The sequence below is a fragment of the Xanthobacter pollutisoli genome (genome assembly GCF_040044995.1).
In the GTDB taxonomy this organism is placed as follows: Bacteria; Pseudomonadota; Alphaproteobacteria; order Rhizobiales; family Xanthobacteraceae; genus Xanthobacter.
Map to the genome: position 1 here is coordinate 487,709 of NZ_JBDZDP010000002.1, position 24,922 is coordinate 512,630.

Sequence of the window (24,922 nt, forward strand, 5' to 3'; positions counted from 1 at the left end):
ATCAGACCTTGGCCAGCGCCTGCTCCAGGTCGCCGATGATATCGGCCACGTCCTCGATGCCGATGGAGAGGCGCACCACCTCCGGTCCGGCGCCGGCGGCGGTCTTCGCCTCGTCGGTGAGTTGGCGGTGGGTGGTGGAGGCGGGGTGGATGATGAGGGAGCGCGTGTCGCCGATGTTGGCGAGGTGGGAGAACATCTCCACCCCCGACACCAGCTTCACGCCCGCCTCGTAGCCGCCCTTCAGGCCGAAGGTGAAGACGGCGCCGGCGCCCTTGGGCAGGTATTTCTGCGCCAGCGCGTTGTACTTATCCGCCGCAAGGCCGGGATAGCTCACCCACGCCACCTGCGGATGGCCGGCGAGATATTCCGCGACCTTGAGGGCGTTCTCGCTGTGGCGCTGCATGCGCAGGGCGAGGGTCTCGATGCCGGTCAGCAGCAGGAAGGCGTTGAACGGCGACAGGGCCGGCCCGAGGTCGCGCAGGCCCAGCACGCGGGCGGCGATGGCAAAGGCGAAATTGCCGAAGGTCTCGTGCAGCACCATGCCCGAATATTCCGGCCGCGGCTTCGACAGGAAGGGATAACGATCGGTGGCCGACCAGTCGAAAGTCCCGGCGTCCACGATCACGCCGCCAATGGAATTGCCGTGTCCGCCCAGGAACTTGGTGGCCGAATGGACGACGATGTCGGCACCGTCCTTGATGGGCTGCCACAGATAGGGCGTCGCCAGCGTGTTGTCGACGATGAGCGGCACGCCCGCCTTCTTCGCCACCTGAGAGATCGCGGCGATGTCGGTCACGACGCCGCCGGGATTGGCGATGCTCTCGGTGAAGATGGCCTTGGTCTTCGGCGTCACCGCCTTCTCGAAGGAGGAGATGTCGTCCGGATCCGCCCACACCACGTTCCAGCCGAAGCTCTTGAAGGCATGGGTGAACTGGTTGATGGACCCGCCATAGAGCTTGCGCGAGGCGATGAACTCGTCGCCGGGCGTCAGCAGCGTGTGGAAGACGAGGTGCTGGGCCGCATGGCCCGAGGCCACCGCCAGCGCGGCCGTGCCGCCCTCCAGCGCCGCGACGCGCTCCTCCAGCACCGAATTCGTGGGGTTGGTGATGCGGGTGTAGATGTTGCCGAAGGCCTGAAGTCCGAAGAGCGAGGCGGCATGGTCCACGTCGTCGAAGACGAAGGACGTGGTCTGGTAGATGGGGGTCGCCCGGGCGCCGGTGGTAGGATCGGGCTGCGCGCCCGCATGGATCGCGAGGGTGGAAAAGCCGGGCTCGCGCGGGGCCGGTGAGCTCTCGTCGGTCATGAGCGTGTCTCCCGTTTGGTCCACACCGTTCTAGCCCGATGTGGAATATTTTTTAATACGGTAATTCTACGAATTTTGTGGAGTTTTGGGTCCGCGGGGCGCGATCGACAGGCGCTGGACCCCGCTGCCCAGCCGCTGCGGCCGGCGGGCGGAGATGGTGCGCGAGTTCACCCCGGTCCAGCCGATCTCGCCGGAAAGGCGCCCGTACTCGATCTTCGGGCAGCGGTTCATCACCACCTGAAGGCCGGCCGCCTCGGCGCGGGCGGCGGCCTCGTCGTTGCGCACACTGAGCTGGGTCCACAGCACCTTCGGCTTGGGCTCAAGCGCCAGCACCTCGTCCAGCACCGCCGGAACGTGCTCGGGCGCACGGAACACGTCCACCATGTCGATGGGCTCGGGCACGTCGGCGAGCGTGGCGACGAAGGTGAGGCCCACCACCGTCTTGCCGGCCTGTCCCGGATTGACCGGATAGACCTTGTAGCCGCGCTCGGAGAGATATTTCATGACGAAATAGGACGGCCGCGCCGCATTGGCGCTGGCGCCCACGATGGCGATGGTCTTCACCCCGGCGAGGATGCCGCGGATATAAGCGTCGTCGTAGCGATCGTGGTTCACGCTCGGCTTCCTCCGCGTCAGCGCCCCGCGCCGGTCATGTCTGCCTTGGAGAACAGGGTCTGGAAATTGCGGGTCGTCGCCGCCGCAAACTCCTCCATCGACTCGCCCCGCGCCTGCGCCAGCACCTTCGCGGTCTCGCGCACGAACGAGGGCTCGTTGCGCTTGCCGCGATGGGGCGTCGGCGCGAGGAAGGGCGAATCCGTCTCCACCAATATGCGGTCCGCCGGCACCTCGGTGGCGATGGCGCGCAGATCCTCGCTCTTCTTGAAGGTCACGACGCCAGAGAACGAGATATAGCCGCCCAGCGCCAGCGCGCGGCGCGCGAGGTCCGGCCCGGCGGTGAAGCAGTGGAGCAGGAAGGGGAAGGCGCCCCGCGCGCTCTCCTCCTCCAAGATGGCGGCGACATCGGCATCCGCCTCGCGGGCGTGGATCACCAGCGGCAGGCCGGTTTCGCGCGCTGCAGCGATATGGGTGCGGAAGCCGTGCTCCTGCGCCGCGCGGGGGCTGGTGTCGTAATGATAATCGAGCCCCGCCTCGCCGATGGCCACCACCTTGGGATGGCGCGAGAGCCGCACCAAGTCGCCCACCGTGACGTCCGGCTCCTCCGCCGCCTGATGGGGATGGGTGCCCACCGAGCAGCTCACATCTTCGAACCGCTCGGCGATGGCGGCGATCTCGGCGAAGCGACGCACCCGCGTGGAGATGGTGACGAGATGGGAGACGCCGGCCGCCCGCGCCCGCGCCACCACGTCGGGCAGCTCGGCGGAGAAATCGGGAAAGTCGAGATGGCAATGGCTGTCGACGAGCATGATGGCCACTTGAGAAGTCCGGGCTTCACATAAGCGCTTCGGCGCGGCGCGTCGAGGCACGGCCGCGCTGTGCGATCCGGCGAGGGGTGCGCCAGCAGACCCGCGGGGGTTTGCGCGTGGCGGCCCCATGCTCTTGCTCAAGCTCTCTGCTGGCGGTATCGGCAGGTCGCGCCGTTTCCATCCTCAGGATCCCGATGACCCTATCGCCCTCCCCTTTCCGCCCCGTTCTTGCGCGGCTCGCCGATCATTCCGCCGCCTGGGCAGGCGCCATACTTGTGGTCGGCGTCGCGCTGCTCGCCTGGAGCGCGCAGCTCTCCATTCCCATCCAGCCGGTGCCGATCACCCTGCAGAGCTACGTCCTCATCACGCTCGCGGCCCTCATGGGCTGGCGGCTGGGCGGGCTGACGGTGGCGGTCTATCTCGCCGCGGGGCTCATGGGCCTGCCGGTCTTCTCCGGCGGGCGCAGCGGGCTGGAGATGCTCACCGGCACCTCGGGCGGGTTCATCGTCGGCTTCCTCGTCACCACCCTTCTCGTGGGCTGGCTGCAGGAGAACTGGGCGCAGCTGCGTCCCCTGCCGCTCTTCGGCGTACTGGCGCTCGGCCACCTGGTTCTGATGGTGATGGGCGCCGCATGGATCGCCACCAAGATGGGACCGGGCTTCGCGTTCGAGCGGGGCTTCCTGCCGTTCCTCCCCGGCGCGGTGGTGAAGACCGTCGCCGCCCTCGCCACCATCATCGCCGCCGAGCGCTTTTCCGGCGCCCCGCGCTCACGCTGACGCGGGGACCGCGAGCCGCGCGAGAAACCCGCCGACACGGGCACGGATGGCGTCGAGATGGGTGAACAGGGCGACATGCTCGCCCTTGTCGATGGCCATCAGCTCGGCGCACGGCAGCACCTCCATCAGCCGGGTGGCGTGGTGGAACGGCACCACGCGGTCGCCGGTGCCGTGGATCACCAGAACCGGCGCCGCGATGCCCCCCGCCGCTTGCTCGGGCAAAACCGAAAGGCGATCCACGTCGTTCTGCGTCCCCGGCAGGCGCCGCCGGATGTCGCGGAAGATGCTTTCCTGCAGCATCCGCATCAGCGGGCCAGCCTCGGGATGCGCCAGGGTGCGGGCGCACAGGTCCGCATCGGCGATGGAGGCGCGTGCCGCCTTCATGGGCTGCCTGCGAGTCATCCAGCCCAGGAACGCCGGCACGCCGGGCAGGCGCGACAGCACGCGCATCGCCGGCAGGCGCCTGCGCACCCGCTGCGGCACGTCGAGGCGCACCGTGCAGGCGGAGACCAGCACCAGACCGGCGCAGCGCGCCGGGTGACGAGCGGCGAACGCGAGCGCGCTCGGCCCGCCCGCCGAAACCGCGGCTACCACAACCCGCGCGATGCCGAGCCGGTCAAGCAACGCGGCATAGAGGTCCGCCTGCGCTTGCGGGTCGTCATGGCCACCACCCGGCGTGCCCAGATAGCCCGGCCGGGACGGCGCTATGACGCGGAACGCCCGGGCGTCCGGCAGGATGGTTTCGGCGAGGATCAGGCCCTGGTCGTAACCACCCATGCCGCCATGCAAGGCGAGCACGGCCGGCCCCGCGCCCGCCTGCGCCACCTCGACCGGCCCCAGCGCCGTCTCGACGCGGACCGGCGCGACCTGCGCCAGCGCGCCGGGCGGATTCGTGCGGTGGTCCATGTCGCGCGCGCTCATTGGGCCAGCCCCCGCCCAAGATGGCGGATCAGTGCCAGCGCCTCGGGCGGCGGACGTTGGCCGATGCGGCGATAGGCGCCCCCGTCGCGCGTGCGCCACAGGAGTCCGAGATCCACCATCGCCCGCCGCAGCAGGGCCGGATCATCGAACAGATGGAGAGCGCGCAGCTCCGCGTTGATCTGCGCTTCCGTGAGCGTCGTCGCCGCGGGCAGGCGCGACCACAGCACCCACAAAGCGAGGATACGGCGGCTCTCCTTGGACGGCCAGCGCACGAGGCGTCCGGTGCCGTCGTAATGGCGCGCCGCATCGGCGACGAGCCGCAGGTCCACCGGCGCCGAGGCGGGAGGCGGCGCGGCGGCGAGCTTCGCTCCCGCGGCCTGCTGGGCGCGGAAGTGCTGGAAGTTCCGGTAGCCGGCGGCGCGCACCAGCACATTGAGCAACTGGACGTGGCCGAGCTTCTCCGGCGCGGCGTTCAGCTCGCGGCCGAGCGCGCGCGCCAGCGCCGAGACATCGCCGGCGGCGAAAGGCAATGGGGTTCTGGACATGACCTATCCCTCGGTGCCGGAAGGATCAGTCGTGGTCGCTGGCTTACGACGCGGCACGCGAAAGGTGTCTGCCGAAAGGAATGAAGGCAGGTTTAGCTTCCCTCGCGGGACAGCGACGCCTCGGTGAACTGCCGACCGGCGGACCTTCTAGCGCGATCGGGCATGCCGGCGCAAGGGCAAGCCTCACCCCGCGGAGGCGATCTCTTCCTTCAGGGCGTCGGCATCGCCGGCCGGCATGGTGATGGGCCGCACCTGCTCGCCGGGCCGGCCAGGATTGGCGACGATGGAGGCCTCCAGCGAGACCGTGACGCTGCCACCCGAGGTGTTGAAGATGTAGTCGAGGCGGAAGGCGGCGTCCTGGGTCTGGCCGTTGGTGCGCTTCATGGCCTCGTCGGGTGACAGGCGCTTTTCCGCGATGAGCTGGGCCGGCTGGTCTACGGTGATGTTGTACTGCCGCGCCCGTCGGGCGGTGGCAATGCGGGCGCGCACCAGCGTGGCGTCGGCGCTGGCGAGCTTCACCTCGATGCGCGGGACGGCGGGACCTTCGGGCGTTACGGGCGGCGGCTCGGAGGGCATCAGCGGGGGAATGGGATCATAGGTTGCGGCCGGCGGCGGCGCGCGGTCGTAGCTGCTGCCGCAGCCCGCCAGTGCCAGCGCGACGGCGAGCGCCGCGACCATTCTTCCGCCCGTCATTCCCACCGCTCCCGCTCGCCCGTCCCGGCTGCCTATCGCAGGGACAGACCATAACAAGCCATCAAGGTTAAGATAAATTTGGGGCCGAGGGCATCCCGACCCGCGCATCGGCGCCGCTCAGACCGCCGCCTCCGGCTCCACATAGCGGGGAAACACGCCCACCGGCGCCGGCAGGACGCGGCCCGCCGGCAGGCGATGGGCGGCGTCCAGCCGGTCGAAGCCGCGCTCATCCTCGGGCGCGCCCACGAGATCGAGCAGCTTCGCCGCGCTCTGCGGCATCACCGGCTGCACCAGGATGCCCATCTGGCGGATCAGTTCTGCCGTGAGCCACAGCACGGTGGCCATGCGGGCGGGGTCGGTCTTCTTCAGCGCCCAGGGGGCCTGAGCAGCGAAATAGCGGTTGGCCTCCGCCACCACGGCCCAGACCGCATTGAGATAGAGGTGGATCGCCTGCGTCTCCATGGCCGCGCGGCTCGCCGACAGCATCCCGTCCGCCATGGCGAGCATGGCCTCGTCCTCGGCGGTCAGCGGCCCGGGCTGGGGCACCACGCCGTCGAGATTCTTGGCGATCATGGACAGGGAGCGCTGGGCGAGGTTGCCGAGGTCGTTGGCGAGGTCCGCGTTGATGCGGTTGACGATGGCCTCGTGGCTGTAGGAGCCGTCCTGGCCGAACGACACCTCGCGCAGGAAGAAATAGCGGATGGCATCGACCCCGTAGGTGGCGGCGAGATCGAACGGATCGATCACGTTGCCCACCGACTTGGACATCTTCTCCCCGCGGTTGAAGAGAAATCCGTGGCCGAACACGCGCTTCGGCGCCTCCAACCCGGCCGACCACAGGAAGGCCGGCCAGTACACCGCATGGAAGCGGATGATGTCCTTGCCGATGATGTGCACGTCCGCCGGCCAGAACCGGCCGAAGTCGCCGGTGGTCTCAGGATAGCCGAGCGCGGTGATGTAGTTGGTCAGCGCGTCCACCCACACATACATGATGTGCTTCTCGTCGCCGGGCACCGCAATGCCCCAGTCGAAGGTGGTCCGCGAGATGGAGAGGTCCTGGAGGCCGCCCGAGACGAAGCTCACCACCTCGTTGCGGCGGGCCTCCGGCATGATGAAGCCGGGGTTGGCCTCGTAGTAGGCCAGCAGGCGGTCCTGATAGGCCGAGAGGCGGAAGAAATAGCTCTCCTCCTCCACCCATTCCACGGGCGTGCCCTGCGGGCCGAGGCGGACGCCCTGCTCGTTCAGGCTGGTCTCGTCCTCGGCGTAATAGGCCTCGTCGCGCACCGAATACCAGCCGGCATAGGTGGATTTGTAGATGTCACCATTGGCAGCCATCTTCTCCCAGATGGCCTGGCTCGCCGTGTGGTGGCGCTCCTGCGTGGTGCGGATGAAATCGTCGTTGGAGAGGTCGAACGCCTCCCCCATGGCCTCGAACCGGGGAACGTTCCGCTCCAGCAGCTCGCGCGGCGTCAGGCCCGCCTTCTGGGCGGTCTGGAGCATCTTGATGCCGTGCTCGTCGGTGCCGGTGAGAAAGCGCACGTCATAGCCGTCCAGCCGCTTGAAACGGGCGATGCAGTCGGCCGCGATCGCCTCATAGGCGTGGCCCATGTGGGGCACGCCGTTGGGGTAGGCGATGGCGGTGGTGATGTAGAACGGCGGCTTGACGGACATCGGCGGCTCGGAACGATTTCTCCGATCCGCGCGGGCGGCGCTTCGTCAGCGCACGGCCTCGGCCAGATCGGCAAAGATGCGGAACACCAGCGCCTTGCGGTCGAGATTGAAGACATCGGCCTCCACCGCGCTGCGCCGCACCTTCTCCCACACCTCGCCGAGGCGGACAAGGCGATGGCGCGGCGCATCCTCCTGCGTCGCCTGTGCCGCCACATAGTCGCTCACCGCCTCCACGAACAGGTCCAGCCCGTCCGCCCGGTCGCCCTGCAGGCGGGCGCCCAGCGCGTGCAGATCCTCCGGCCGGGGACGGGGCAACTGCTCCAGCGCGCGCAGGGTGGCGAGGCGCACCTCCATCCCCTCCCCCCGCGCCAGCACCACCGCCCGCCGGACGCTTCCGCCGGCGGCCTCAGCGGCGGCCGGGAGGGTCGCGGCGTCGAGATCCGACATCTCCTCCTTCAGGTGATCGAGGGCGGCGAGCACATCGGCGCTTTCCAGGGGCCGCAGCCGCATCAGGCGCGAGCGCGAGCGGATGGTGGGCAGCACCCGGCCCGGCGCATGGGTGACGAGCAGGAACAGGGCGCGCGGCGGCGGCTCCTCCAGCGTCTTCAGCAAGGCGTTGGCGCCGAAGGCGTTCAATTCGTCCACGGCATCCACGATGCACACCCGCCAGCCGCCGGCGGCGGCCGTGGCGCCGAAGAAGGTGCGCACCCGCCGCACCATCTCCGCGGGGATGATTGTGGGCAGCTTCTCCTCCCCCGCCTCCGGCGCGCGGCGCAGCACCAGCATGTCGGGATGGCTCATGGAGGCCACCTGCCGGAACACGGGATGGGTGGGCGGCAGGCTGAGGTCGTGGGCACCGGCCTCCGGTCCGCCGGCCAGAACCACGCGGGCGAGCCGATAGGCCAGCGTCGCCTTGCCGATGCCCTCGGGTCCACCGATGAGCAGGGCATGGGGCAGCCGCCCGGCGCGAAAGTCGCCCAGAAGGTCCGCTTCCACCGTGGCATGGCCGAACAGCCGCGACTGCTCGCGTGGATGGGGTGCGCCGGGCAGGATGTCGCCGGCGAGCTCGCTCATGCTGCCGCGTCCGCGCCGAGGCCGAGGCGCGCGGCGACGATGGCGGCGATGGCGTCCGCCACCGCGTCGGGATCGGCCGAGGCATCCACCACCGCGCAGCGTCCGGGATCGGCCGCGGCCCGGTCGAGGAAGGCCGCGCGCACGGCGGCGTGGTAGTCGGCCCCTTCGCGCTCGAAGCGATCCGCCACCGCGCCCTTGCCGCGCGTGGCAGCGCGGGCGAGGCCGATCTCCGGCGGCACATCGAGCACCAAGGTGAGGTCGGGCCGGCAATCACCGGCGGCCATGGCCTCCAGCGCATTGAGCAGCGCCGCGTCCACCGCGCCGACAGCGCCCTGGTAGACGCGGGTGGAATCGATGAAGCGGTCGCACACCACGATCCGGCCCTGGGCGAGCGCCGGGCGGATCAGCGTGTCCACATGGTCGGATCGGGCGGCGGCGAACAGCAGCGCCTCGGCCGCGGGACCGAACGGCTCGGCGCCACCGGAAAGCAGCACGTGCCGCACCGCCTCCGCTCCTGGGGAGCCGCCGGGCTCGCGCGTCTCCACCACCTCGTGGCCGAGCGCCCGCAGGGCCACGGCGAGGCGGCGGGCCTGGGTGGACTTGCCCGTCCCCTCCCCGCCCTCGAAGGTGATGAGGCGGCCGCGGCTCATTTCTGGATCTTCGCCAGCGCCCGCTTGGCAAGGTCGCGCACGCTGTCGCCCATGAGGGTCAGGCCCCCGTCCAGCGCGCGGTCCATCAGCGATCCCACCGGCACGTCCTCCGTGGTGTAGAGCGGCAGCTCCAGCACCTTCACCTGCCCGCGCGTGACCTGGAGCCGGCCGACCTGCGTGCCCTTCACCACCGGAGCCCGCAGCGGCCCCGTATAGACCACCCGCGCGGTGACGCGCTCGTTCCCCGAGCGCGGGGTGAGCACGGAGACCGCGCCGCGCGCCGCGAGGCCGACGCTGCCCGAGGCGCCGCCGAACACCTGCGCCCGGCCAACCTCCTGATCCGGCGCGAACACCTGTCGTTGGCGGAACGACTGGAAGCCCCATTCCAGGAGCTTGCGCGTCTCGTCCAGCCGCTCCTTCTCGCTGCGCGCCCCGAGCACGACGACGATGAGGCGCTGGCCGTTCTGCACCGCTGCCCCGAGGGCGTGGTAGCCCACGTCCTTCACCCAACCCACCTGAAGGCCGTCGGCACCGACGCCGGCCTCCAGCAGCACGTTGCGATTGCGCTGCTTGATGCGGCTCCACTCGATGCCCGGACGGGCGAACACCGGATAATAATCCGGATAGGTGCGGATGATGTGCGCCGCCAGCAGGCCGAGGTCGCGGGCCGCCGACACCTGCCCGGACTCGGTGAAGCCGGTGGCGTTGTGAAACTCGGAATTGACCATGCCGAAGCTCTTGGCCTGGGCGTTCATCATCTGCGCGAAAGCGCTCTCGGTGCCGGCCACGCCCTCTGCCAAGGCGATCGCGGCGTCATTGCCCGACACCACCAGCGCGCCGGCCAGGAGCTCGCCCACCGGGGCGGGCTTGTTCACCTCGGCGAACATGGCCGCCCCGCCGGACGGGCCGCCGCCGCGCCGCCAGGCGTTGACGCTCACGGTGAACGGCGTGTCCAGAGCGATCTTGCCGGCGCGCAGCTGGGAGAAGACCACCTCCGCCGTCATCACCTTCACCAGCGTGCCGGGGGCGATCTTCTTGTCGGCGTCCTTCTCGAACAGGATCGTGCCGGTTTCGTAATCGAGCAGGATGGCGGCGGGGACCGAGGTCTGGAATCCCTCGGCCGCTCTGGCCGGCGCCCCCATCGCCCATGCGACGGCGACGGACGCTGCGAGCGCGAGGGCCGGGACCAGACGGGTGAAGCGGGCCTTCTCGAACATGGAACTCCACCTGCAGCGGTGCCGGAGGACGAAGGAGCGGGCGCCGACGGCGCAGCCTCAGATGACCGCCCGCGCGATCATCGGCCAGACCGTGGGCGCGGGTAAAGTGGCGGAAGGGCAAATCCCCCCGCGGCGCACAGGCGCCACAGGCATCTTTAAACCGTCGGGGTGAGGAGGAGCGCTCAGCGCCCGCTGTCGCCGGGTACGCCGGCAAAGCCGAGGCCCGAGACGGGCGCCGCGCCGGCCGACCAGCCGGCATTCGCCACGGAGACGGAGCCGCCGGACGGCTGGCCCAGGTCGAAGGGCCGTGCCGGGGGCACCGGCGCCTCGCCACTCGGACCGGCCGAGGCGGGCACGCCGCGCACCGTCGGCAGGTCCGGCACGAACGGCCGGGCGGAGGCGACGCGCACCGGCGAGCCCTCGTAGAGATCGGCGGGGCTGCCATCCTGCCGCAGGGTGGAGGCGAGCTTCACGTCGTCGTCGTCATCGAGCGGCGCCCGGCCGAGATATTCCACCCGCACCCTGGCGACGCCGTTCTTGGCGAACCCGAGGAGCTCGGCGGTGCGATAGGAGACGTCGATCAGCCGGTCGCCCACGTACGGGCCGCGATTGTTGACCCGCACCACGATGGAGCGCGAATTGGACAGGTTGGTGACCCGCACGTAGGACGGCATGGGCAGCGTCTTGTGCGCGGCCGAGATGGAGGTCATGTCGAAGATCTCGCCATTGGCGGTCTTGCGGCCATGAAAGTCCTTGCCGTACCAGGAGGCTTGGCCCTCGGCGGCGTAATTGGGATTTTCCGCCGGAACGTAGGTGCGGCCCCCCACCACATAGGGCTTGCCCACCTTGTAGGAGCCGCCGCCGCGCGGCACGGGATCACCTTCCGCCACCACGCGGGGGCTGGCGGAGACGCCATAGAGCGGATCGATCTTGCTGCCGAGGGAATCGACCGAGCCGCATCCCGCCAACGCCAGGCAGGCCAGCAGAACGCCGCAGCCACCGAGGGCGCGGCCCCCGAGGCCGCCGGCCATTGGGAACGGCCGAACCGCGCGGGAGCCTGGAAGGAAATGCAATGCCGATCTGCTCGTCATCATCCCTTCGTCATCCGTGCCCGTCATCCGTTGCCTGTCCCCCGCCGGCGCCCGTGCCTTAAGGGAAATGAACGCAGCACCGCGATCAGGAGACCCCGGCAATCCGCCCCAACAGGAGGTCCAATGACGGCGAAAATGGGGCGATGGTTTGTCGATGGTTAACGCAACCCCTTGGCCGAGCCCACCTCGACGGGCCGCGCAAGCTGGTCTAGATGGGTCCTGAACGCTCGCCCTCGCGCGACACGGAAGGGTGGCCGAGCGGTTTAAGGCAGCGGTCTTGAAAACCGCCGTGGGGGCAACCCCACCGTGGGTTCGAATCCCACCCCTTCCGCCAACTGAGCAGAGCGCGCCGCGCGCAACCGGGCTCGTGATGGCGCAAAGCGTCGCCGAAATACGGCGCCAAGGCCTCCGCTCCCTGCCCGTCATCACCGGGTCGGGGGGAGAGCGGGTGCGATCCACCGGCCGCACCCGCTCAAGGCATGGCAATCCTCGACGCTTCAGCGTTGCTTCGACCACGCGATGGCGTCGGGGCCGGCCGGTAGGACGGTCGGGCAGGCGGGGTCGGTGGCGGCGCGGAACACCGCTTCGGCCACGTCCCGCTCGGTGGTGATCTCGCCGCTGCCCGCCGCTTGGAGCTGGGCCAGGATCTGAGCTGCGAGCTCGGCATAGGCCTCGTGCGGGCCACCGTTTTTGCCGACCTCCTGATGGATGGACGCTGCAAAGGCGGTGCTCGGTGCCATGCCCGGCGCGATCACGCACGCGCGCACACCGAATGGCGCCAGTTCTGGAACGAGGGACTCGGTGAGGGCCGTCAGTGCGGCCTTGCTGGCCCGGTAGACGGCGACAAGGGGCACCGGCATGTAGATGATGCTCGACCCCACGTTGACGATGACGCCCGATCCCCGCGCGCGCATGCCCGGCAGGACCTGCTGCATCATGGCGATGGCGCCGAAGAGATTGGTGTCGAACATCCTGCGGATGGTCTCGGACGACATGCCTTCCAGGGCATCGAACGCGCCAACCCCGGCGTTGTTCACCAGGACGTCGATCGGGCCCGCCTCGGCGATGGCGGCGGCGATGCTGCCAGCGTCGGTCACATCCAGGGGCAGAACGCGAAGATTGTCGGACGCCGGCAGGGTGCTCGCGGACGGATTTCGCATGGTCGCAAGCACGTGATAGCCGCGCTCGAGGAAATAGAGCGCGATCTCGCGGCCAAAGCCGGTCGAGCAGCCGGTGATCAGGACAGTTTTCATCCAGAATTTCCTTGCGATGGGGGAGGTGGAGGCGAAAGATATGAAGAATCATTCAGATTAGGAATTCGCATATGACCCGCCCTGCGCCGGCGCTGCTAAAGCCCCGGAAAACACCGCAACAGACGCGCTCCGCCGCAACCATCGGAGCGATTCACGAAGCGACCATTCAGGTATTGCTGGCGGAGGGGGCTGGACGCCTGACGACGACCCGCGTCGCCGAGCGGGCGGGGGTGTCGGTGGGCACCATGTACCAATATTACCCCCACAAGCAGGCACTGCTTTACGCCATCGTGGACCGGCACCTGCAGACCATCATGGACGCCATGATGGCGGCGGCCGAGCGCCTGACGGGGAGCGACCTCGCGGTCGTCGCCGAAGGTCTGGCGACAGCGTGGCTGGACGCCAAGACCGCCGATATGGTCGCATCCCGCGCCATCTACGCCATCGCGTCCGACTTCGACCTGACCGAGGTCATGGCCCGCGGCATGAAGCTGATGACCAATGTCATCGCCACGCTCCTCGCCGCAGCGCCCGACGCGCGCTTCGCGCGTCGCGATGCCGTCGCTTTCATGCTCGCGGCGATGCTGGGCGGCTCGGTGCGCGTGGTGATGGAAAGCAGCCCCACGGATGAAGACTTCGCTTGCCTGCGCCAGGAACTGCCGCGCGCGTGCCACGCCTATCTCGTGGCCGCCAATGGCGTTGCCGACCGATAGTCCCGGGGGCACGCATCGCCCTTGGCCGATTGTTGCGCGGCCGGTCCGTCCACGGGGGGCGCTGACCGGCGCATCGCCGCGGGCGCGCGCGGGTGAACGCGATCGCGTGCGGCCGCCGAGTGCGTTCTCATGCATTCCTGTGTGAATTTTACGAAGGCCATAAAACCTTGTAATTTCCGCATGTTGCGGTCGCAATTCATGGAATGTATCGACTCCTTTCAAGAAAAAGAGACGAAAAACAGAAAGGCATCCCATGGCCCAGACCACGGCGGAGCTGGACGCGCTCCTTTCCCAGCGGTCGCTCACCGATGCGCAGCTTCTGGCGGCGGCCGAGCAGGCTTCGGATTTCCGCATCCTGCCCGATGCGAGCGTCATCAAGATCGGCGGGCAGAGCGTCATCGACCGCGGCCGCGCCGCCGTCTATCCGCTCATCGAGGAGATCGTCGCCGCCCGCAGGACCCACAAGCTGCTCATCGGCACCGGCGCCGGCACCCGCGCGCGGCATCTCTATTCCATCGCCGCCGAGCTCAACCTGCCGGCCGGCGTACTCTCCCAGCTCGGCGCCTCGGTGGCGGACCAGAATGCCGAGATGTTGGGCCAGCTCCTCGCCAGGCACGGCATCTCCAAGGTGGACGGGGCGGGCCTCTCGGCCGTACCGCTCTATCTCGCCGAGGTGCATGCGGTGGTCTTCGCCGGCATGCCGCCCTACGCCCTGTGGACCCGGCCGGCCGCGGAGGGAGTCATCCCGCCCTACCGCACCGATGCCGGCTGCTTCCTGCTGGCCGAGCAGTTCGGCTGCAAGCAGATGGTCTATGTGAAGGACGAGAACGGCCTTTACACCGCCAACCCCAAGACCGCGAAAGACGCCACCTTCATTCCCAAGATCTCGGTGGACGAGATGAAGGCCCGGGGGCTCGCCGATTCCATCCTCGAATTCCCCATGCTCGACCTGCTCAAGCAGGCGAAGCACGTGCGCGAGGTGCAGGTGGTGAACGGCCTCGTGCCCGGCAATCTCACCCGCGCGCTCGCCGGCGAGCACGTGGGCACCATCATCACCGCGCGCTGAGGACGATCCGACATGGCTGACAACAACATCAAACACGTCGCCTCGCCGCTCGCGCGCCAGACCCTGCTCGACGGCCAGCTCACCCGCCCCGTGGCCGGCGTGCGCCCCATCCGCCTGCTGCCCTGGCTGCAGGTGGTGAAGATCGGCGGCCGCTCCATCATGGATCGCGGCCCCTCGGCGATCCTGCCCATCGTGGACGAGATCCGCCGCATCCTGCCCGAGCATCGGCTGCTGATCCTCACCGGCGCCGGCATTCGCGCCCGTCACCTGTTCGGCGTCGGCCTCGACCTCGGCTTGCCGGTGGGCTCTCTCGCACCCCTCGCGGCGAGCGAGGCGGGGCAGAACGGCCACATCCTCGCCTCGCTCCTGGCACCGGACGGCGTCTCCTATATCGAGCACCCGACCATCGCGAGCCAGCTGGCCATCCACCTCAGCGCCACCCGCGCGGTGGTGGGCAGCGCCTTCCCGCCCTATCACCACCATGAATTCCCCGGCGCGCGCATTCCGCCCCATCGCGCCGACACCGGCGCCTTCGTGCTGGCCGACGCCCTCGGCGCCGCCGGCCTCACCATAGTGGAGGACGTGGACGGCGTATTCACCGCCGACCCCAACGGCCCGGACGGCGGCACGGCGCAGTTCGTGTCCGAGACCAGCGCGGCCGACCTCGCCAAGGCCGAGGGCACCCTCCCCTTCGACCGCGCCCTGGTGGAGGTGATGGCCACCGCCCGCCACATCGAGCGGGTGCAGGTGGTGAACGGCCTCGTGCCCGGCCGCCTCACGGCCGCCCTGCGCGGCGAGCATGTGGGCACCATCGTGCACACGGCTGCCCGCGCGGCCTGAGATTGCATTCAAGGATGGGCGGCGCGGGCGAGAGTCGGGGCCGCCTTTCTTGTGGGAAGGCGCGCGGGCCGCTCAGCCTGCGGGCCGGCGCCGGCGGATGCGGCCGGAAGAATCGGCAAGGCCGAGGAGATAGCGCCCCGCCTCCTCGATATCGGCCACGATCTCTGCCTCTGCGGACGAGCCGTCCTTGCGGCGGATGGCGTCCAGCGCCGCCTGGTGATGGTCGGTGCCCTTCAGCGAAACCACATATTCCGGCACCACGAAGGACAGGATGGGGCCGCACCTGAGCCAGAGATTCTCGATCATCTCGTCGAGGATGGGGATGCCGGCCAAGGCGTAGATGCCGAAATGAAAGCGGCGGTGGACGTCGAGATAGGCGTCGAGCTCGCGGCGCGCGATCATCCCCCGCATCTCACTGAGCAGCGCCTCCAGAGCGTCGATCTCGGCCGGCGCGGCCTTCGATGCCGCCTCGCGGGTGGCACGGCCCTCAAGCTCGCTGCGCACCACCATGATGTCGAGCAGCGCACCCTTGTCGAGGTCGGGCACCAGCGCCGAATTGCGCGGCCCCTGTGCCAGCACCCCCTGCGCCACGAGGCGGGCGAGCGCATCGCGCACTGGCGTGATGGAGGTGCCGAACGTCTCCGCCAGCTGGCGCAGGACCAGCGCACTGCCCGGCTCGAACCGCCCCGCCAGCAGCGCCTCGCGCAGCTGGGCATGGGCGCGGTCCCACAAGGGCTCGCGGGCGATCCGCGACAGGCTGCGATCGGCGACGTTCACTTTGGCCTCCATCCCGCCAAGGGGAGCACCTCAAAAGGGCGTTGACAAGCAGGTTACATGTCGTTTGTTATAACAAACAACAAACGGGAGAGAACGCCGATGAAGCACAGCCTTGCCCTCGCCGTGGGAGCGATCCTTGTCGCCTGCGCGGGGTCCGCCACCGCGCAGGACAAATTCCCGAGCCGCGAGGTCCGCCTCATCGTGCCGTGGAACGCCGGCGGCTCCAATGACATCGCCGCCCGCGTGCTGGCCCCCATCCTGGCCGAGAACGGCGTGCGGATCATCGTGGACAACGTGCCGGGCGGCACCGGCGCCATCGGCATGGGGCGCGTCGCCAGTTCCACCCCGGACGGCTACACCCTCGGCATGGGCACCTCGTCCACGCTCTCCATCATCGCGCAGAACAAGACGCCGCTGCGCAACGACCAGTTCACCGGCATCGCCCGCGTGTCATCCGATCCGCTCATGCTGCTGGTGAAGACCGATGGGCCGAAGGATATCGAAGCCTTCATCGCCCAGATGAAGGCCAATCCCGGCAAGACCACCATCGGCACCCCGGGCACCTACAACATCAACCACATCTTCGCGACCATGACCGCCAAGGCGGCGGGGGTCGAGTATGTGAACGTTCCCTATCCGGGCGGTGCCAAGGTCATCACCGACCTCGCCGGCGGCCAGATCGACGCCGCGGTGCTGAAGCCTTCGGAAAGCATCTCGCAGATCAAGGCCGGGCAGGTGAAGGCCATCGCCGTGTTCGACAACCAGCGCCTCGCCGTCTTCCCCGACGTGCCGACCATGAAGGAGAAGGGCTACGACGTCTTCCCCTACGGCCCGGTGGTGCAGATGGCCTATATCGTCGCCCCCGCCAAGACCCCGCCCGAGGTGCGAAAGACCCTGATCGACGCCTTCCGCAAGTCCATTCAGGATCCCCGCTTCAAGGCTTTCGCCGCCGAGAACGGCGTGCTGGTGGACGACCTCACCGGCGATGCCCTCGACAAGGAGGTCAACGCCGTCCAGCAGTCGCTTAACACGGTGGCGACGCAGGTGTTCAAAGGCGCCGAGTAGCGCCGTCCGCATCGGCCCGATCCAAACGAAGGCGTGGGGACTCCCCGCGCCTCTCCCCTGTCCGTTCCCATGAGAAAGAGCGCGTCGTGAGCGTCATCAAGAGCGTCCGGGCCCACGTCATGTCGGCCCCCGTCGAGAAGCCCTTCACCTCCTCGCGGGGCTGGCTCTACAAGACCCGCGGCACCTGCCTGGTGGAAATCGAGACCGCCGACGGCATCGTCGGATGGGGCGAGTGCTACGGCCCCTCCGCCGTGGCGAAAGCCTTCATCGAGACCCAGTTCGGCCCGCGCATCATCGGCCGCGACCCGTTCGACGTGGAGGTCATCTGGGAAGACCTCTACAACCGCATCAAGGACTATGGAAGCAAGGGCATGTCCATCGCCGCCATCAGCGGCGTCGACATTGCCTTGTGGGACATCATCGGCAAGAGCTGCGGCAAGCCGGTGCACAAGCTGCTCGGCGGCGCCTTCCGCACCGAGGTGGATTGCTACGCCACCGGCCTCTACTTCATCGACTTCGACCGTCTGGTGGAAGAAGCGGTGGAGGAGGCGGTCGGCTACGTCGAAGAGGGCTTCAAGGCCGTCAAGATGAAGATCGGCCTCGGCAACATCACCAAGGATTACGAGCGGGTGAAGGCGGTGCGCGACGCCGTCGGCCCGAACATCCGCCTCATGGTGGACGCCAACCACGCCTTCTCCGTGCCGGTCGCCATCCGCCTCGGCCGCAAGCTGGAGGAACTGGACATCGAGTGGTTCGAGGAGCCCATCTCGCCGGAGGACATTGACGGCTATGTGGAGGTCGCCCGCGCCCTCGACATGGCGGTGGCCGGCGGCGAGAACGAATTCACCCGCTGGGGCTTCCGCGACGCCATCGTGCGCAAGGCCATGGACATCGTGCAGCCGGACGTGTGCGCCGCCGGCGGCCTGTCCGAGTGCAAGAAGATCGCTACCCTCGCCTCGACCCACGGTGTCGAATGCGTGCCCCATGCGTGGGGCTCGGCCGTGGGCATCGCCGCGACCCTGCACTTCCTCGGCTCCCTCGCTGACCAGCCGCCGAGCCTCTTCCCGTTCGAGCCCCTGCTGGAGTTCGAGCAGTGCGAGAACCCCTTCCGCGACCATCTCGCGAAGGAGCCCATCGTGCAGGAGCGTGGCCGGGTGAAGATCCCCACCGGCCCCGGCCTCGGCATCGAGATCGACCGTTCGATCATCGACCGCTACCGGGTAGGCTGAACGATGCGCTTCGTGAGCTTCCGCCACGCGGGCACCTCCCGCGCGGGCGTCCTCTTGGGTGACGGCGCGGGCGCGGACGATCAGGTCCTCGATCTCGCCCACCCGGCCATGGCCGACGCGCTTGCGGGGGCTGCGCCCGCCATGGCCGCCCTCATCGCCGGCGACCTGCGCGCGGCGGCCGCGCGCATTTCCGCCCACGGCCTTGCCGAGGGGGCGCGCTTGCCCCTGTCGCAGGTGGAGCTGCTTGCCCCGTACGTGCCGGAGCGCATCTACGCCCTCGCCTTCAACTACCGCGACGCGCTGGAAGAGCGCGGCATGGCGGCACCGGCCGAGCCGGTGCTGTTCATGAAGCACGCCTCCACGGTGGTCGGGCCGGGCACGCCCATCCTTCTGCCGCCGGACATCGGCGGCTGCACCTATGAGGTGGAGATCGCGGCCGTGATCGGGCGCCGGGCGGAGAAAGTCGACCGGGATGCGGCGCTCGGCTGCGTCGCCGCCTATGCGGTGTTCAACGACATCAGCGCCAGCGAGATGATCAAGCGCGACGGCGGCTTCACCCGCGGCAAGAACCTGCCCACCTTCGGCCCCCTCGGTCCCTTTCTCGCCACCGCCGACGAGATCGCCGATCCGCACGCCCTCGCCCTCTCCCTGGATGTGGATGGCACGCGGCTCCAGGATGGCGTTTCCTCGAACCTCGTCTTCGACGTGGCGGATCTGGTCTCCTGGCTGTCCCATCGCCAGCCGTTGGAGACCGGCGACCTGATCGCCACCGGCACGCCCGCGGGTGTCGCCGGCATGCGCAAGCCGCCGGCCTGGCTGAAGCCGGGCACGGTGGTGCGGGCGCGCGTCGAAGGGCTTGGAACCCTCGTCAATCCCATCGCGGAAGGCGCCCCCCATGGCCCATGACAAGCCGGTCGTCTTCACCACCAACGCGCTTCACGCGGATGGGGCCGCGTTGCTGGAACCCCACGCCGAGCTGGTGGTCGGCCCCGACACGTCCGACGACACCCTGCGCCGGCTGACCCGTTCCGCGGATGCGGTCATCGTCCGCGCCAAGCTGCCCGACGACGTGTTCGAGGGCGCGGAGCGCGTGAAGGGCGTGGTGCGCCACGGGGTGGGGCTCGATTTCATTCCCGTCGTTGCGGCGACCGCGCACGGCATCCCGGTGGCGAACCTGCCGGGCAGCAACACCCAGACCGTCGCGGAATATGTGTTCGCCGCCCTCTTCCAGCTGCGCCGCCCGCTCGCGCGGATCGACGCGCGGCTGCGCGCCGACGGCTGGGGTCCGGCGCGGGCGCTGGCGGACGGCACGCAGGAGATCGCCGGTTCCACCCTCGGCATCGTCGGCCTCGGTGCCATCGGCCGGCGCGTGGCCGCCATCGCTCAGGCGGGCTTCGGCATGCGGGTGCTCGGCACCTCGCGGTCGGGCGCAGCGCCCGAAGGGGTCGCCGTCGCCGATCTCGAAAGCGTTTTCGCCCAGAGCGACGCGGTGGTTATCGCCTGTCCCCTCACGCCCGAGACGAAGGGCCTGGTGGACGCGCGGCTGCTGGCACGGATGAAGCCCCACGCGGTCCTCATCAATCCCGCCCGCGGGCCCATCGTCGACACCACCGCGCTCATCACCGCGCTCAAGGCCGGCTGGATCGCAGGCGCCGCCACTGACGTCTACGATTCCCACCCGGTGCCGCCGGACAGCCCCTTGTTCGACCTGCCCAACCTGCTGATGACGCCCCACGTGGCGGGCATCACCGCCACTTCCATGCGCGCCATGAGCGTCGGCGCGGCCGGCGAGGTGCTGCGCATTCTCAGGGGCGAGGACCCGCAGAATCTCGTCAATCCCGACTACCGCAAGCCTGCGGCCTGACCGCCGGCACCGCTTCGCTCAAGACAAGAGAGCCCGATGCGCATCGCTTCCGTCCGCGCCGTCCCCGTCTCCTTCCGCGTGCCGGAGGGCAAGAACGTCACCCTCGGCATCGGCCGCGCCGTGAAGCGCGATTCCGTGCTGGTTCGGGTGGAGACCGACGAGGGCGTTGTCGGCTGGGGCGAGGCGCACCATGGCCGCTGTCCAGGCGCCGTGGCGAAGCTCATCGACACCACTTTGTCGGAGCTGGTGCTGGGGCTCGATGCCCTCGACGTGGTGGGCGTGTGGCAGAAGGTCTACCGCATGCAGCTGGCTAGCCACGGCATGGGCGCCGCCGCAGCCCTCGCCTTGAGCGGGCTCGACATTGCCTTGTGGGACATCCGCGGCAAGGTGATGAATGCGCCGATCCACCGCCTGCTCGGCGGCGCGCCGAAGAAGATCAAGGCCTATGCCGGCGGCATCTCGCTGGGCTGGCAGGATCCGGCCGCCCTCGCCGAGGAGGCGCAGAGCTACGTGGCGCAGGGCTATCGCGCCCTGAAGCTGCGGGTGGGCGACAGCCCCACGCGCGACATCGCCCGGGTCGAGGCGGTGCGCGCTGCCGTCGGCGACGCCATCGACATCCTGGTGGACGGCAACACCGGCTGCTCGCTCGACGACGTGCGCCGCGTGATGCCGGCCTATGAGGCGGCGAAGGTGGGCTGGTTCGAGGAGCCGTTCCCGCCGCACGATTACCGCTCCTATCTCGACGCGGCGAAGCTCGGCCGGGTCGCGCTGGCGGCGGGCGAGAATCATTACACCCGCTTCGAGTTCACCCGGCTGATCGAGGACGGCGCGGTGTCCTTCGTCCAGCCCGATCTCTCCAAGGCCGGCGGCATCACCGAATGCCATCGCATCGCCGTGCTCGCCTCGGCCTGGAAGCTGTCGGTGAACCCGCACACCTCCGCCACAGGGATCAACATGGTGGCGACGCTGCACCTGATGTGCGCGGTGGACAATCCGGGCTATTTCGAAGGGGACGTGGCCCACCACAACCCCTTCCGCGACGAGGTCTGCGGCCTGCCCTACCAGCTTTCGGCAGACGGCACCGTCACCTGCCGCGAGGGCCCCGGCCTCGGCATCGAGGTGGACGAGGCCTTCCTCGCCGCTCACCCCCTCATCGAGGGTCCTTGCTACGTCTGAGCGTCCGCCGGCGCAAGACGCCGCGGGAGCACCGCGCGACGCAGCGCCGCGCGGCCGAACGACGTCGCAAAGGGCTATTCAGCTCGCGGGCGTCTCCACCAGACGCATCGCGTCGTCGCGCGTGGCCACGATGGAGGTGAGCTCGTTGACGCCGGTGGTCAGAAGCACGCGCTCCACCTGCGGGTCGCAGCCGAACAGCACCATATTGCCGCCGTGCTTACGCAGCGACTTGGCGGTGGCGAGGATCAGCCGGATTCCGATGGACGCCAGGAACGTCACCCCCGACATATCCACCAAGGTGGCCTGGGTGTGACTTGCCAGGGCGCTGAACCGGGTCTCGATCTCCGACGCCCCGGTAATGTCGAGGCGCCCGGCCAGGGAAATCAGGATCTGGCCGGGGCCGAGTTGGGTCGAATCGATATTCATTGCGGCGGCCGTTTCTCAGGAGTGGGGTCGGCCGGGGCGCGCGAACCATGGCAGGGGAAGCATGGCAGGCCCAGTGCCGTGCGCCCGTCTTCCCATCCTGCCTTTACAGTTTTGTGACAGGACGCTTTGCCGGCGCGCGCCACGCGCGGGATCAGCTTGCCTCCGCCAGCTGGGCATCGAGCTCCTTCCCCCGCGGCAGGCCCGCCACGTCCTCCACCTTGAGGCTGCCATCGGCAAGGCGGCGGACCATGAGGAAGATGTAGCGCGCCCGCCCCTCACTGTTCGCCAGCATGTCGACCCACAGCTGGTCGAACTGGTCGAGAATGGGCGTCAACGGATCCACCGGCAGCTGCTGGCCGGAATAGCGGGGGAATTTGTTGGTCAGCTTCTTCCAGTCGTCCTTCAGCGCGTCACGCAACACCGGGTCCTTGGTGAGGCGGGGATCGCGGCCGCCTCGCTCGTAGGTGGCACGGGTCTCCAGCAGCGAGAGCAGAAGGGCGTTGGCGCGCGCCCGCACCAGCGGCCGCAAGGAGTCCTGATAGTATTTGTGCAGGGCGTCCACATAGGCGGGATCGGAAAGCCCCAGTTCATGGACCCCCACGCCCGCCCCGGGCGCGAACTTCGCCTCGGCCGCGGCGAAGCGCTCCGCCGGCCAGTCCTCCGCCGGCCGCGAGGTCAGCAGCATCACCACGTCCGACGGCAGCTGGGCGAACCCGGGCAACAGGTCGACCACCGACCCGTCGGGACCATCCTCACCAGCCTCCAAAGCGTCGATGCACACCAGCAGGCGCCGGGCTTCCTTAGAGAAGGCGACCGCCTTGAGCGCCGCAAGCCACTGGGCGAAGGCGGCGGGATCCGAGGCCGCCGCGCCGGCGTCGGGCGACGGGACGCCGAACTCGGCCTCGCACGCGGCGGCGAGGGCCGTCACGAGCCCCGCGCGACCGGCACCGGGGGCGAGTCCGACGGCGATGGTGCGGGTGCCGCTGGAGATGGCGCTGTCGATCCCCTCCGGGGTGCCGTCCTTGCCGGGCCGACGTGCGACGATGCCACGGACGAATTCGGTCTTGCCGGTGCCGGCCGGCATCCGCAGCCAGTAGATGCCCTTGTCATAACTGACGAGGAACGAGCGGAAGGGCGTGCGCAGGTGCGCCGGCGAGACGTAGTGGGCATCGGTGTCGAGGGCGGCCGCGAATGGGGCAGTCATGGGGAGGCTCCGGAGGCCAGGGTGGATCGCCTTCCGGCCACTTTCGTACCCGGCGGGTTTCGGCCAACGATCCACGTGCCGGAGCACCAAGCATATTGCGTGCCTCGGGTGCCCCGGCGGCACCGCCGCAGGGGCTGGCCGGGCCTCAGCCCTTGCGTTCGGACGAGCCGAAATTGCTGGTGTGGCCTTCCTTGGTGGCCTGCGCGCGCCATGCCTTGGCGACGGCCTTCAGCTTCGCCTCCGGCGCGATGCGCGAGACCATCTGCTCCACGCGCGCGCTGCCGCAGGCGGGGCAGGCCGGCGTGTCGGAGGCCGAAACCAGCTGTTCGAACTCTTTGTCGCAATCGGGACAATGATAAGTGTAGAGCGGCACCGCCGAGCCTCCTGTCCTGTCGCTGGGGCGCGCCTCCCCCGTCCGGCACAAGCGCTTGCGGAGCCTTGTGCGAGAAGGGATCGAACCACGCCCGGCGCGCCGCCTCCGCCGTCGCTCGGGGCAGGCGCCGGTGTCTTTCATGCAGGAAGCAGGCCAGCAGAATGCAGAAGACGGCCGGTGGCTCAGCCTGCCTCGGCGTCGGCCTCGGTCTCGATGCCGAGTACCTGCTCCAGCACGCCGGCCGGATCTGAATCCGCCATGAGCGCGGTGCCCATCAGCACGGCTTTCGCGCCCGCGGCACCCAGCCGCTCGCGATCCTCCAGCGTGCCCAGTCCGCCGGCCGCCACCACGAGCACCTTGTCGGCGGGAATGAGCGGGATCAGCGCCTCGCAGGTGCCGGGCGTGAGCGCGAAGCTGTGGATGTCGCGATTGCTGACACAGATGAAGTCCGCGCCCGCCTTCAGCGCCAGCTCCACCTCGGCAGGGGTGTGCACCTGCACCAGCGCATCGAGCGCGACGGAAGCCGCGCGCTCGCGGAAGGCGGCGAGCTCCGGTCCCAGGAGCGCGGCGGAGAGCACCACCGCATCGGCGCCGGCGAGGCGGGCCTCCAGGATCTGGTAGACGTCGAAGATGATGTCCTGCGCCAGCAGGGTCAGGTTCACCGCACCCCGCACCGTCGCAAGGTCGGAATACGAGCCGCGGAACGACTGGCGCTCCACCGCCACCGACAAGGCCGCGGCGCCCACGGCCTCGAAATCCTCGGCGAGCGCCTTGTAGGGCACCAGCGTGCGGAAACCGGCATCGAATGGCGATCCGCCCTTCAGCTCGGCGATGATGCCGGGAGCGCCATTGGCCCGGTAGTAAGCGGCGAGGGCGCCCTGGAAGCCGCGGGTCATGGGCATCTCGCCCACCTTCCCCTGGATCTGGCCGAGGGAGCGGCGGGCCTTGGACTTGGTGAGCTGGTCGCGGCGCTGGGCGATGAACGGCTTCAGCCGGCTGTCGTCGGGCAAGATCATGAACGAACGTCCGTAAGCAAAGGGCGGGGCGCCGGAGCGCCGATTTTTGAAAGCCCTCAAGCCTCACAGATTTTGGCCGCTTTGGCCATGGTGTTTCGCGCCGGGCGGGCGGCATGCCTCTTTTCTCCGCGGCCGCAACGCGCGATCATGGGGCATTCTTTGCCCGAGAGATTTTTCGTCATGTTCAACCGCGTCTGCAAGGTGGAGACGGTGCCCGAAGGTGGCATGCGCCTCGTCATCGCCGACAACCACCTCATCGTCCTCGCCTGGCCCGAAGAAGGCGAGATCCGCGCCTTCCAGGGCGTGTGCCCCCATTCCAACGCGCCGCTCAACGATGCGGAGTTCGACGGCACCATCCTGGTCTGCCCGATCCACGGCTGGACCTGGGACCTCAATTCCGGGACCCCCGTCGAGCCGCAGGAAAGCGCGCTGGCGGAATATCCGGTGAAAGTGGAGGACGGCGTCGTCTATATCGACACCGAAGGCATAGAGCCGCTGTTCGCCGCGCCCTGAGGGGCCAGCGCGCCAACCTTTCCGCTTGTCGACGACCGCTTC

The 24,922-nt window shown here is 69.1% G+C and carries 27 protein-coding genes and 1 tRNA gene; 11 read left to right on the forward strand and 17 right to left on the reverse strand.

All coding sequences use genetic code 11. From position 1 onward, the window contains the following. Position 1 precedes the first annotated feature (1 nt). The 3 genes from ABLE93_RS07665 to ABLE93_RS07675 all read right to left on the reverse strand — a co-directional run bounded on the left by ABLE93_RS07665 (position 2) and on the right by ABLE93_RS07675 (position 2,727). Positions 2 to 1,303: an O-acetylhomoserine aminocarboxypropyltransferase gene (locus tag ABLE93_RS07665; RefSeq protein WP_348839062.1), complete on the reverse strand. Its 1,302-nt coding sequence runs from the start codon at positions 1,301 to 1,303 to the stop codon at positions 2 to 4. 66 nt (positions 1,304 to 1,369) lie between these two features. Further along, positions 1,370 to 1,918: a CoA-binding protein gene (locus ABLE93_RS07670; RefSeq protein ID WP_348839063.1), complete on the reverse strand. Its 549-nt coding sequence runs from the start codon at positions 1,916 to 1,918 to the stop codon at positions 1,370 to 1,372. 17 nt (positions 1,919 to 1,935) lie between these two features. Beyond that, entirely contained in the window at positions 1,936 to 2,727 is a 792-nt protein-coding gene (locus tag ABLE93_RS07675) for a TatD family hydrolase (protein WP_348839360.1), read from the reverse strand. Between the two features lie 194 nt (positions 2,728 to 2,921). Between ABLE93_RS07675 and ABLE93_RS07680 the strand changes: the two genes are divergently transcribed. After that, positions 2,922 to 3,503 (forward strand): biotin transporter BioY, encoded by a 582-nt coding sequence (locus tag ABLE93_RS07680; RefSeq protein WP_348839064.1) that lies wholly within the window; start codon positions 2,922 to 2,924, stop codon positions 3,501 to 3,503. Here ABLE93_RS07680 and ABLE93_RS07685 read toward each other — a convergent pair. The 8 genes from ABLE93_RS07685 to ABLE93_RS07720 all read right to left on the reverse strand — a co-directional run bounded on the left by ABLE93_RS07685 (position 3,495) and on the right by ABLE93_RS07720 (position 11,305). Next, a complete protein-coding gene (locus tag ABLE93_RS07685; protein WP_348839065.1) occupies positions 3,495 to 4,409 on the reverse strand; it encodes an alpha/beta fold hydrolase in 915 nt (304 codons plus the stop codon). The two genes, ABLE93_RS07680 and ABLE93_RS07685, sit on opposite strands and share 9 nt — an antisense overlap. A gap of 11 nt (positions 4,410 to 4,420) precedes the next feature. Beyond that, positions 4,421 to 4,969, reverse strand: coding sequence for a DUF2087 domain-containing protein (locus ABLE93_RS07690; protein ID WP_348839066.1), 549 nt, complete (start codon positions 4,967 to 4,969; stop codon positions 4,421 to 4,423). A gap of 183 nt (positions 4,970 to 5,152) precedes the next feature. Further along, positions 5,153 to 5,662: a hypothetical protein gene (locus ABLE93_RS07695; protein WP_348839067.1), complete on the reverse strand. Its 510-nt coding sequence runs from the start codon at positions 5,660 to 5,662 to the stop codon at positions 5,153 to 5,155. A 117-nt stretch (positions 5,663 to 5,779) separates the two neighbouring features. Beyond that, complete coding sequence (gene metG / locus ABLE93_RS07700) at positions 5,780 to 7,333, reverse strand: methionine--tRNA ligase (protein ID WP_348839068.1); 1,554 nt, start codon at positions 7,331 to 7,333, stop codon at positions 5,780 to 5,782. A 45-nt stretch (positions 7,334 to 7,378) separates the two neighbouring features. Beyond that, the gene (locus ABLE93_RS07705; RefSeq protein ID WP_348839069.1) at positions 7,379 to 8,407 is read right to left on the reverse strand and encodes a DNA polymerase III subunit delta'; all 1,029 of its coding nucleotides are present in this window, start codon (positions 8,405 to 8,407) and stop codon (positions 7,379 to 7,381) included. Next, on the reverse strand, positions 8,404 to 9,057 hold the full coding sequence (tmk, locus tag ABLE93_RS07710) for a dTMP kinase (RefSeq protein ID WP_348839070.1): 654 nt from the start codon (positions 9,055 to 9,057) through the stop codon (positions 8,404 to 8,406). The genes ABLE93_RS07705 and tmk overlap by 4 nt, the downstream gene beginning before the upstream one ends. Then, a complete protein-coding gene (locus ABLE93_RS07715) occupies positions 9,054 to 10,274 on the reverse strand; it encodes a D-alanyl-D-alanine carboxypeptidase family protein (RefSeq protein WP_348839071.1) in 1,221 nt (406 codons plus the stop codon). Before ABLE93_RS07715 ends, tmk begins: the two co-directional genes overlap by 4 nt. 182 nt (positions 10,275 to 10,456) lie before the next feature. After that, a complete protein-coding gene (locus ABLE93_RS07720; protein WP_348839072.1) occupies positions 10,457 to 11,305 on the reverse strand; it encodes a septal ring lytic transglycosylase RlpA family protein in 849 nt (282 codons plus the stop codon). Between the two features lie 304 nt (positions 11,306 to 11,609). Here ABLE93_RS07720 and ABLE93_RS07725 point away from each other — a divergent pair. Beyond that, a tRNA-Ser gene (locus ABLE93_RS07725) sits at positions 11,610 to 11,699 on the forward strand. Positions 11,700 to 11,862: 163 nt separating this feature from the next. Here the strand turns inward: ABLE93_RS07725 and ABLE93_RS07730 are convergent. Beyond that, positions 11,863 to 12,618: an SDR family oxidoreductase gene (locus ABLE93_RS07730; protein WP_348839073.1), complete on the reverse strand. Its 756-nt coding sequence runs from the start codon at positions 12,616 to 12,618 to the stop codon at positions 11,863 to 11,865. Between the two features lie 71 nt (positions 12,619 to 12,689). Here ABLE93_RS07730 and ABLE93_RS07735 point away from each other — a divergent pair, with 71 nt between their 5' ends. The 3 genes from ABLE93_RS07735 to ABLE93_RS07745 all read left to right on the forward strand — a co-directional run bounded on the left by ABLE93_RS07735 (position 12,690) and on the right by ABLE93_RS07745 (position 15,237). Continuing rightward, complete coding sequence (locus tag ABLE93_RS07735) at positions 12,690 to 13,331, forward strand: TetR/AcrR family transcriptional regulator (RefSeq protein WP_348839075.1); 642 nt, start codon at positions 12,690 to 12,692, stop codon at positions 13,329 to 13,331. Between the two features lie 253 nt (positions 13,332 to 13,584). Then, positions 13,585 to 14,397, forward strand: coding sequence for an amino acid kinase family protein (locus ABLE93_RS07740; RefSeq protein WP_348839076.1), 813 nt, complete (start codon positions 13,585 to 13,587; stop codon positions 14,395 to 14,397). Positions 14,398 to 14,409: 12 nt separating this feature from the next. After that, a complete protein-coding gene (locus ABLE93_RS07745) occupies positions 14,410 to 15,237 on the forward strand; it encodes an amino acid kinase family protein (RefSeq protein ID WP_348839078.1) in 828 nt (275 codons plus the stop codon). A 72-nt stretch (positions 15,238 to 15,309) separates the two neighbouring features. Here the strand turns inward: ABLE93_RS07745 and ABLE93_RS07750 are convergent, their stop codons facing one another. Beyond that, a complete protein-coding gene (locus tag ABLE93_RS07750; protein WP_348839079.1) occupies positions 15,310 to 16,014 on the reverse strand; it encodes a GntR family transcriptional regulator in 705 nt (234 codons plus the stop codon). 99 nt (positions 16,015 to 16,113) lie between these two features. On the opposite strand from ABLE93_RS07750, the gene ABLE93_RS07755 reads away from it, so the two are divergent. From ABLE93_RS07755 to ABLE93_RS07775, 5 genes are all read left to right on the forward strand, one after another. After that, entirely contained in the window at positions 16,114 to 17,079 is a 966-nt protein-coding gene (locus ABLE93_RS07755) for a Bug family tripartite tricarboxylate transporter substrate binding protein (RefSeq protein WP_348839080.1), read from the forward strand. An 86-nt stretch (positions 17,080 to 17,165) separates the two neighbouring features. Further along, positions 17,166 to 18,308, forward strand: coding sequence for a mandelate racemase/muconate lactonizing enzyme family protein (locus tag ABLE93_RS07760; protein ID WP_348839082.1), 1,143 nt, complete (start codon positions 17,166 to 17,168; stop codon positions 18,306 to 18,308). 3 nt (positions 18,309 to 18,311) lie between these two features. Next, a complete protein-coding gene (locus tag ABLE93_RS07765; protein WP_348839083.1) occupies positions 18,312 to 19,214 on the forward strand; it encodes a fumarylacetoacetate hydrolase family protein in 903 nt (300 codons plus the stop codon). Beyond that, positions 19,204 to 20,172, forward strand: a complete 969-nt coding sequence (locus ABLE93_RS07770; RefSeq protein ID WP_348839084.1) for a hydroxyacid dehydrogenase — start codon at positions 19,204 to 19,206, stop codon at positions 20,170 to 20,172. The genes ABLE93_RS07765 and ABLE93_RS07770 overlap by 11 nt, the downstream gene beginning before the upstream one ends. 36 nt (positions 20,173 to 20,208) lie before the next feature. Continuing rightward, on the forward strand, positions 20,209 to 21,348 hold the full coding sequence (locus tag ABLE93_RS07775; RefSeq protein WP_348839085.1) for a mandelate racemase/muconate lactonizing enzyme family protein: 1,140 nt from the start codon (positions 20,209 to 20,211) through the stop codon (positions 21,346 to 21,348). Between the two features lie 78 nt (positions 21,349 to 21,426). Here ABLE93_RS07775 and ABLE93_RS07780 read toward each other — a convergent pair whose 3' ends face one another. The 4 genes from ABLE93_RS07780 to ABLE93_RS07795 all read right to left on the reverse strand — a co-directional run bounded on the left by ABLE93_RS07780 (position 21,427) and on the right by ABLE93_RS07795 (position 24,367). Beyond that, positions 21,427 to 21,774, reverse strand: coding sequence for an STAS domain-containing protein (locus tag ABLE93_RS07780; protein WP_348839086.1), 348 nt, complete (start codon positions 21,772 to 21,774; stop codon positions 21,427 to 21,429). A 151-nt stretch (positions 21,775 to 21,925) separates the two neighbouring features. Further along, the gene (locus ABLE93_RS07785) at positions 21,926 to 22,978 is read right to left on the reverse strand and encodes a hypothetical protein (RefSeq protein ID WP_348839087.1); all 1,053 of its coding nucleotides are present in this window, start codon (positions 22,976 to 22,978) and stop codon (positions 21,926 to 21,928) included. A gap of 145 nt (positions 22,979 to 23,123) precedes the next feature. Continuing rightward, positions 23,124 to 23,351, reverse strand: coding sequence for an FmdB family zinc ribbon protein (locus tag ABLE93_RS07790; RefSeq protein WP_348839088.1), 228 nt, complete (start codon positions 23,349 to 23,351; stop codon positions 23,124 to 23,126). A 182-nt stretch (positions 23,352 to 23,533) separates the two neighbouring features. Next, a complete protein-coding gene (locus ABLE93_RS07795) occupies positions 23,534 to 24,367 on the reverse strand; it encodes an indole-3-glycerol phosphate synthase TrpC (RefSeq protein WP_348839089.1) in 834 nt (277 codons plus the stop codon). Positions 24,368 to 24,547: 180 nt separating this feature from the next. Here ABLE93_RS07795 and ABLE93_RS07800 point away from each other — a divergent pair, with 180 nt between their 5' ends. Further along, on the forward strand, positions 24,548 to 24,880 hold the full coding sequence (locus ABLE93_RS07800) for a monooxygenase system ferredoxin subunit (protein WP_348839090.1): 333 nt from the start codon (positions 24,548 to 24,550) through the stop codon (positions 24,878 to 24,880). The last annotated feature ends 42 nt before the right edge of the window (positions 24,881 to 24,922 follow it).